At 57.7% G+C, this 7495-nt stretch carries 7 protein-coding genes and 3 pseudogenes; 8 read left to right on the plus strand and 2 right to left on the minus strand.

The window, feature by feature from the left end:
- Nucleotides 1–238, plus strand: a 238-nt coding sequence (locus tag CINSTRO3249_RS10605) for an integrase core domain-containing protein (protein WP_143146883.1), incomplete at its 5' end; no start/stop codon positions are given.
- Between the two features lie 39 nt (nucleotides 239–277).
- Nucleotides 278–472 (plus strand): annotated as a pseudogene (locus CINSTRO3249_RS17660) (hypothetical protein); the annotation flags it as partial.
- Here the strand turns inward: CINSTRO3249_RS17660 and hdfR are convergent.
- The gene (gene hdfR, locus CINSTRO3249_RS10610) at nucleotides 467–1288 is read right to left on the minus strand and encodes an HTH-type transcriptional regulator HdfR (protein WP_074013259.1); all 822 of its coding nucleotides are present in this window, start codon (nucleotides 1286–1288) and stop codon (nucleotides 467–469) included. The pseudogene CINSTRO3249_RS17660 and the gene hdfR overlap by 6 nt on opposite strands.
- Before the next feature lie 121 nt (nucleotides 1289–1409).
- Here hdfR and CINSTRO3249_RS10615 point away from each other — a divergent pair, with 121 nt between their 5' ends.
- Complete coding sequence (locus tag CINSTRO3249_RS10615) at nucleotides 1410–1748, plus strand: MaoP family protein (RefSeq protein ID WP_074013260.1); 339 nt, start codon at nucleotides 1410–1412, stop codon at nucleotides 1746–1748.
- Between the two features lie 34 nt (nucleotides 1749–1782).
- On the opposite strand, the pseudogene CINSTRO3249_RS10620 reads toward CINSTRO3249_RS10615, so the two are convergent.
- Nucleotides 1783–3302, minus strand: a pseudogene (locus tag CINSTRO3249_RS10620) (YifB family Mg chelatase-like AAA ATPase).
- 545 nt (nucleotides 3303–3847) lie between these two features.
- Here CINSTRO3249_RS10620 and CINSTRO3249_RS16635 point away from each other — a divergent pair.
- From CINSTRO3249_RS16635 to CINSTRO3249_RS10640, 5 genes and pseudogenes are all read left to right on the plus strand, one after another.
- Nucleotides 3848–3934: an IlvGEDA operon leader peptide gene (locus CINSTRO3249_RS16635; RefSeq protein WP_125933170.1), complete on the plus strand. Its 87-nt coding sequence runs from the start codon at nucleotides 3848–3850 to the stop codon at nucleotides 3932–3934.
- A 139-nt stretch (nucleotides 3935–4073) separates the two neighbouring features.
- Nucleotides 4074–5720, plus strand: a complete 1647-nt coding sequence (ilvG, locus tag CINSTRO3249_RS10625) for an acetolactate synthase 2 catalytic subunit (protein WP_074013261.1) — start codon at nucleotides 4074–4076, stop codon at nucleotides 5718–5720.
- Complete coding sequence (ilvM, locus tag CINSTRO3249_RS10630; RefSeq protein WP_074013262.1) at nucleotides 5717–5974, plus strand: acetolactate synthase 2 small subunit; 258 nt, start codon at nucleotides 5717–5719, stop codon at nucleotides 5972–5974. The genes ilvG and ilvM overlap by 4 nt, the downstream gene beginning before the upstream one ends.
- Before the next feature lie 22 nt (nucleotides 5975–5996).
- A complete protein-coding gene (locus tag CINSTRO3249_RS10635; protein ID WP_074013263.1) occupies nucleotides 5997–6926 on the plus strand; it encodes a branched-chain amino acid transaminase in 930 nt (309 codons plus the stop codon).
- Between the two features lie 65 nt (nucleotides 6927–6991).
- A pseudogene (locus CINSTRO3249_RS10640) lies at nucleotides 6992–7369 on the plus strand (dihydroxy-acid dehydratase); the annotation flags it as partial.
- Nucleotides 7370–7495 lie beyond the last annotated feature (126 nt).

Genomic DNA, 7495 nt, shown 5'->3' on the forward strand with positions numbered 1-7495 from the left:
CGGCGACTCCTACGATAATGCGATGGCAGAGAGTATCAACGGGTTGTACAAAACGGAGGTTATCCACCGCGGGAGCTGGAAAAACCGGACGGAAGTGGAGTTGGCCACGCTGGACTGGGTGGACTGGGTGGACTGGTACAACAACAGAAGGCTGCTCGGGCGGCTGGGTTACATCCCTCCTACTGAAGCCGAAATGAACTATTACGCTTTGCAATTAGCATCAGAGGAAGCGGCGTAGTATTGCCAAAATTACTCTCTAATAAACTCGGGGTTATTCACCTTTGACGGAACGCTCAGTTCCTGGTGGACCAAGATTGTCATCGGCGTCCTGCTGTTCGGCTTTATCGGCCTGCAGAAAGGGTTAAACGCTTTCTGGCTGGCGCGCCGTGGAAACGGTACCGCAGTAGCGGTCCGGCCTGCACCGATGCGTGAAACCGCGCCAACCGGTGCGTCGTACCGCGAGCCGTTATAGCACGGCGGTTTTCAACAGCTGCCGAATCATTGGGCGCTGATCGCTGTTTTGCAACCATACTGCATACAGCGGACGGACTATCGATGGCACATCGTTAACCGGCCGCAAATCCGCAAAGCGTTTGGCCCAATGGCTGGGCAAAAAGGCGCAGGCGGCGGTGACCTGCAACAGCTGGCGTGTCAACTGCGCCGAGGTCGTGGTGACCAGCGGCGCCTGCTGGTTTAACTGCAGCCGGTTTTCGTGCGTGTGAAAATCCGCACCCCATTCAAGCTGAATATAGGGACGTTTTTCGCTTGCTGACGCGCCGTTGGCATCGGTAAACAGCGTCAGGGAGAAGCTGCCGAGCTGCTGACTGGCCAATTCCTCCATTTTCGGCGCTTCGGTAGTAATCAGCAAATCCAATTGGCGTTCGTGCAGCTCTTTAATCAGGCCCTGCCGCAGGGCAATGCGCGCTTCCAGTTGCAAATCCGGCCATTGCTGATAAAGATTTTGCAGCCATTCCCCCAGCCATGCCTCCCACAGTGAGGCGCTGGCGCCGATGGACAGCGGATTGTGCTGCAGCGAACGGGTGACTTCTTGCTTGGCGACCTGCCAGGTCACCATCAGATTTTCGGCATACGGCAGCAGCCGTTCTCCCGCTGCGGTCAGGCGGATATTATTGCGGTGGCGGGTAAACAGGCTGACGCCAAGCTGCGTTTCCAATTGGCGGATGCGAAAGCTTACCGCGGATTGGGTCAAATAGAGCGCTTCCGCCGCACGCCCGAAATGTCGGGTACGGCTTACCTCCAAGAATGTTTTCAGTAATTCCGTGTCCACTGCGCTCTCCAAAAAAATTTTTGTCGTACTGATTAAAATGTTTCGTTTTACAGAAAGTCAAGCCTAACTAATACTCCGCGCCATAAACAGCATGGCTCATGTAGAGATGGGAGCGCGTAAGATGGCGGAAAGCTTTTTTACTACTAATCGTTATTTTGATAACAAAAATTACCCTCGCGGCTTCTCCCGGCATGGTCATTTTACCATTCGGGAAGCGCAATTATTGGAGCGTTGCGGCCATGCCTACAATGACCTGGACAGCGGCAAACGGGAGCCTGTGACCGATGATGAGCGGCAGTTTGTTGCGGTGTGCCAAGGTGAACTTGCCCCCACCAATGAACACGAAAAGGTGTGGTTCAAGTACATAGAGCATACTCGCCGCCCCAAGCGTTTTCATACCCTTTCCGGCGGTAAACCGCAGATGGATGTGGTGGAAGACTACACCGACACTGAAGATTGATAAAGAAGGGGCTGCGGCCCCTTTGTTCACTCCGCTAATCCCGCTGCTGCCACAGTTCGTGCAACAGCCGGTCAATACAGCGATAACTGAGGGCTTCAGCCAGGTGGATCCGGCTGATTTTGGTTTCACCCGCCAGATCCGCTAATGTTCGGACTACTTTTAATAAGCGATGCCAGGCACGTACCGATAATCCCAGCGCCGTTAGCGCGTTTTCCAGAAACTGACCATCGGCTTCCGATAAATGACAGCATTGCGCCAGCTGTGTATTGCTCAGTCTGGCGTTAAGCATCTGCGCGCGCTGTAGCTGGATGGTCCTTGCCGCCATGACCCGCGCACGCACGGTCGCGCTGTCCTCGCCGGGCGGCGGCGCAGTGACCCCGGCGGCAGTTGAGGAACTTCAACCGACAGATCAAAGCGATCGAGAAAGGGACCCGACAGGCGATTCAGATAACGCACTATGTCGGCACCTCCGCAGCGGGCGTGTACGCCGCGGCAATCGCCGGAGGGACTGGGATTCATGGCCGCCACCAGTTGAAAGCGCGCAGGCAGGCAGATGCTGGCCTGTACCCGCGCGATATGGATTTCCCCCGTCTCCAGCGGTTCGCGCAGCGCATCAAGCACCCGCCGCTGAAACTCCGGCAGCTCATCAAGAAACAGCACGCCGTTATGGGCCAGCGAAATCTCGCCGGGGCGCGGAACGGCGCCGCCGCCGACCAACGCGGCCATTGTTGTGCTGTGATGCGGTGCGCGAAGGGGGCGCTGGCGCCAATGGCGTTTCGCGGTGCTGACGCTGACCAGACTGGTGATGGCGGCGGTCTCCATGGCCTCGTTATCCGACAGCGGTGGCAGCAGCCCCGGCAATCGGCTCGCCAGCATGGTTTTACCGGTACCCGGCGGCCCAATCAGCAATAAATTGTGGCCGCCGGCAGCGGCAATTTCCAGCGCGCGCCGGGCATGCTGCTGGCCGATAACTTCCGCCAGATCGCCGCCGTCAGGTGTTGTGGGCTGGAGCATTGCCGTTGGATCGGCGGCGGTCAGTGTGTCGTTGCCCTGCAGGAAACGGCACACCTGGTGCAAACAGCCGGCGAGACGGGCCTGGCTGTCCGGCAGCAGCGCGATTTCATCAACATTGGCCTGCGGCAGGATAAGCTGCCGACCGTCTTCGGCCGCGCCGAGGGCGGCCGGAATAGCGCCATATACCCCCCGCAACTCCCCGGCCAGCGACAGCTCGCCAAGAAACTCGTACTGGTCAAGCCGCGTACCGGGAATCTGTTGCGTTGCGGCAAGGATTGCCAGCGCGACCGGCAAGTCGTAGCGCGCGCCTTCTTTCGGCAGATCCGCCGGCGCCAGACTCACCGTGATGCGCCGGGCGGGGAATTGATACCCGCTGTTCAGGATGGCGCTGCGCACCCGATCACGCGATGCGCGCACGGTACTTTCCGGCAGTCCCACCAGTGTGAAGGCGGGCAGCCCTTTACTCACGTGCGCCTCAACCGTCACAAAGGGCGCCTGGATACCGATTAACCCACGGGTGTAAATTGTCGCCACTGCCATGCGGCCCTCCTTGGTCACCGACGTGAGTATGCCAGTCATGGCGGCGTCGAGGCGGCTGCACTAAAGGGAAGTGCGGCACTGATGTGAAAATAAGCATCGCTATTGCAGTATTGCTGTAAAAGACTCAATAGCGATCGTGTTTTTGCCGTGAGGGCAGGTCAACCGGGCCCGCCGTGCCGCCGTGCCGCCGTCCGGCCTTTTAACCCGCCACGTTATCGAGGTCACGGGAATAGCGTAATGGAGGACACCGATCGCTTGCCGCTTATCCCCGACCTACCCTTGGTGCCGTCTTGCCCCGGCCGGCATAGCACTGGCCGCGCACCGCTGGCTATCACAGACGACCTGGCCCGGCAGTGCCACAAGGCGCGGGTGACCGGCTAACGTGAAAAATTTTCATTTAGTAGTAACCTGATATAAATCATGGATTAAAGGGATGACTTCGGGCGAAGTCTGTCGCGGCACTGACGAAATTAGTTGTCACGCTTACACTAACTGTGATAACTATGTAGGTATTCATTCGATGTCAACATAATGAAAACCCATTTATGAAAGCTGTTGTTCAAGTGATTAGCGTGGTGGTGATTATTATCCCACCGTGCGGGGCTGCACTTGGACGAAGAAAAGCTTACTAAACAAGCTTAAATCTCAAGAAAACCCCCGCACCAACTGGTCGGGGTTTTTTTTTTGGGGCATCAATCAAGCGACAGGAGAACACTAAATGAGAATTAGAATATTGTTCTGTCCCTGCGGCGCGAAGGCGGGGAACTGACCATGAACGGAGCTCAATGGGTAGTGCAGGCGCTGCGGGCACAGGGTGTGGACATGGTTTTCGGCTATCCCGGCGGCGCTATCATGCCGGTATACGACGCGCTCTTCGACGGCGGGGTGGAGCACCTGCTATGCCGTCATGAGCAGGGCGCGGCCATCGCAGCAATCGGCTACGCACGGGCTACCGGTAAAGTGGGCGTCTGCATTGCGACCTCCGGCCCTGGCGCCACCAATCTTATCACCGGACTGGCCGATGCCTTATTGGATTCGGTGCCGGTCGTGGCGATAACCGGGCAGGTCGGGTCGGCGTTTATCGGCACCGACGCTTTTCAAGAAATTGATGTACTGGGCCTGTCGCTGGCCTGTACTAAGCATAGCTTCCTGGTGGAATCGCTGGACGCGCTGCCGGGCATCATCACCGAAGCCTTCGCTATCGTCACCAGCGGGCGTCCTGGTCCGGTGTTGATCGATATTCCCAAGGATGTCCAGTTGGCCGACGGCGACCTGACGCCGCATTTGTTAAGTCTTGACGATCAGGCTGGCAGCATTCAGGGCGACGTGGAGGGCGCGCGTCGGCTGATGCGTCAGGCAACCCGCCCGATTCTGTATGTCGGCGGCGGGGTCGGCATGGCCGGTGCGGTACCGGCGTTGCGGCAATTGGTTACCCAAACCGGCCTTCCCACCGTGGCGACGCTGAAAGGTCTGGGTGCGCCGGATGTCGATGATGCTTGTTATTTAGGCATGCTGGGTATGCATGGCAATCAGGCCGCCAATCTGGCGGTACAGGCCTGCGATTTGCTGATCGCGGTTGGCGCGCGTTTCGACGATCGGGTGACCGGCCGGCTGAACGCGTTTGCTCCCCATGCCAAGGTGATTCATCTGGATATTGATCCTGCAGAGTTGGGCAAGCTGCGCCAGGCGCATATCGCGCTGCTGGGCTGTCTGAATCATCTGCTGCCGGCGTTGGCGCAGCCGTTGTCTATCGACGCCTGGCGCGTTGAAACCCAGGCACTGAAGGCGGAGTACCGCTGGCGCTATGATAATCCCTGCGAGGGGATATACGCCCCGGCGCTGCTGCGGGCCATCAGCGATCGCGCCCCCGACGAGGCCGTGGTGACCACCGATGTCGGGCAACACCAAATGTGGGCCGCCCAGCATATGCGTTTCAGCCGGCCGGAGAATTTCATCACCTCCAGCGGTTTGGGGACGATGGGCTTCGGCATTCCCGCCGCGATCGGCGCGCAGATTGCCCGGCCGGAGGATACCGTCATCTGCGTTTCCGGCGACGGCTCCTTCATGATGAATGTGCAGGAGCTGACTACCATTAAGCGAAAACGGTTACCGCTGAAGATCGTGCTGCTGGATAATCAGCGCTTAGGCATGGTCCGTCAATGGCAGCAATTGTTCTTTGATAAACGTTATAGCGAAACCACCCTGACCGATAACCCCGATTTTCTCACGCTGGCCAGCGCCTTCGACATTCCCGGCCTGCATATCACCCGTAAAGACCAAATCCCGCAGGCGCTTGACGCCCTGTTTAACCAACCCGGACCGTTCCTGCTGCATGTCTCTATCGATGAGCTTGAGAATGTCTGGCCGCTGGTGCCCCCCGGTGCCGGTAATGAAACCATGCTGGAGAAATCATCATGATGCAACATTCCCTTTCCATCCAGGCGCGCTTTCGCCCGGAAGTCGTGGAGCGTATATTGCGGGTCGTCCGCCACCGCGGTTTTGAGCTGTGCGCCTTAAACATGACGCCGCGCGTGGAAGCTGAAAATATAAATATCCATTTGACCGTTGCCAGCAAGCGGTCGGTGGACTTATTGCCTGCACAATTAAGCAAGCTAATGGATGTCGCCTGTGTCGAGATCCAGCAATTAACAACACAACAAATACGTGCCTAAGGCCGGGTAAGGAAAGAAAAAAATGACAACGAAAAAAGCTGATTTCATTTGGTTTAACGGTGAAATGGTTCCGTGGGCAGAAGCCAAAGTCCATGTAATGTCGCATGCGCTGCATTACGGGTCATCAGTCTTTGAAGGTGTACGTTGCTACGATTCGCATAAAGGCCCGGTGGTATTTCGTCATCGTGAACACATGCAGCGCCTGCACAACTCGGCCAAAATTTATCGCATGCCGGTGACGCAAAGCGTCGATGAGCTGATGGCGGCCACGCGCGCCGTGATACTGAAAAATAACCTGGTCAGCGCCTACATCCGGCCGCTGGTGTTTGTCGGCGATGTCGGCATGGGCGTGAACCCGCCGGCGGGCTATACCACCGACGTCATTATCGCCGCGTTCCCCTGGGGCGCATATCTCGGTGAAGAAGCTCTTGATCAGGGGATCGACGCAATGGTCTCTTCGTGGAACCGCGCGGCGGCCAATACTATCCCTACCGCGGCCAAAGCCGGCGGCAATTACCTGTCTTCGATGCTGGTGGGCAGCGAAGCCCGCCGCCATGGTTATCAAGAGGGTATCGCGTTGGACGTCCATGGTTATGTCTCCGAAGGCGCCGGCGAGAATCTGTTTGAAGTGAAGGACGGCATTTTGTTTACGCCGCCGTTCACCTCGTCCGCGCTGCCCGGCATTACGCGCGACGCCATTATCAAGCTGGCCATCGCCGCCGGTCTGGAAGTGCGGGAACAGGTCTTGTCCCGCGAGTCCCTCTATCTGGCCGACGAAGTCTTTATGTCCGGTACCGCCGCCGAGATTACGCCGGTGCGCAGCGTTGACGGTATTAAAGTCGGCATCGGTAAATGCGGCCCGGTGACCAAGCAATTGCAGCAGGCGTTCTTCGGCTTGTTTACCGGCGAGACGGAAGATAAATGGGGCTGGCTGGATCCGGTCAATCAATAACGATAACGCTTTCGTGCCGGGGCGCTGCAGCTGCCCTGGCCATCTGAATAACTGGAGTTATGAGCATGCCTAAGTACCGTTCCGCTACCACCACGCACGGCCGCAATATGGCCGGTGCACGCGCCCTGTGGCGCGCCACGGGAATGACCGACGACGATTTCGGCAAACCGATTATCGCCGTGGTCAACTCCTTTACCCAGTTTGTGCCGGGCCACGTCCATCTGCGCGATTTGGGTAAACTGGTCGCCGAACAGATCGAAGCGTCCGGCGGCGTCGCGAAGGAGTTCAACACCATAGCGGTGGACGACGGTATTGCGATGGGGCACGGCGGCATGCTGTATTCTCTGCCCTCGCGCGAGCTTATCGCCGATTCGGTGGAATACATGGTGAATGCCCACTGTGCCGACGCCATGGTCTGTATTTCCAACTGCGATAAAATCTCTGAATCACCCCGGATAAATTAGAGTCTATACTTTAAAAGTGGAGGTCTCTATGACAACGACCAAACGTTACTCTCCGGAAGTCCGTGAACGGGCAGTTAATCTAGTGCTGGAAACTCAGCATGAGCA

It is taken from the genome of Candidatus Sodalis sp. SoCistrobi (genome assembly GCF_900143145.1).
In the GTDB taxonomy this organism is placed as follows: Bacteria; Pseudomonadota; Gammaproteobacteria; order Enterobacterales; family Enterobacteriaceae; genus SoCistrobi.